Consider the following 570-nt stretch of genomic DNA (forward strand, 5'->3'; position numbering starts at 1 on the left):
GCGTCCAGAGAGCCTCGTTCTACGATCCCGAGATCAACCGCAGCTACGGGATGATGGCCGCCCATTACGGCGTCGGCATTCTGCCGGCCCGCCCGCGCAAGCCCCGCGACAAGGCGAAGGTCGAAGCCGGCGTGCGCTTCGCCCAGAGCTATATCCTTGGGCGGCTGCGTCGGCAGACCTTCTTCTCGCTGGCCGAGGCGAATGCCGCGATCGCCGCCATGGTGGAGCGCATCAACGCCCACGTCATGCGCAGGCTCGGCGTCAGCCGTCGGCATCTGTTCGAGACCGTCGAGCGGCCCGTGCTGGCGCTGCTACCGGACGCCGACTACCAGTTCGCGGAATGGCGCCTGGCGCGGGTCTCCCTCGATTATCATGTCGAGTTCGACGGCTTCTTCTACTCGGTACCCCATGGCCTGATCCGCGAGCAGGTCGATATCCGCGCAACGACCCGGACGATCGAGCTGTTCCACCGGGGTCAGCGCATCGCCGCACACCAGCGTCGTCATGGCGGGCGCCGGCATGGCACAGATCCCGATCACATGCCCAGCGCGCATCGGCGCTACGCCGAGT

At 67.0% G+C, this 570-nt stretch carries 1 protein-coding gene; it reads left to right on the forward strand.

Going from position 1 to position 570, the window contains the following annotated elements:
* A partial coding sequence (locus tag AE618_RS28660) for a Mu transposase domain-containing protein (protein ID WP_432704531.1) occupies positions 1-570 on the forward strand: 570 nt, incomplete at both ends.

The organism is Allobosea vaviloviae (assembly GCF_001298265.1).
Taxonomy (GTDB): domain Bacteria; phylum Pseudomonadota; class Alphaproteobacteria; order Rhizobiales; family Beijerinckiaceae; genus Allobosea; species Allobosea vaviloviae_B.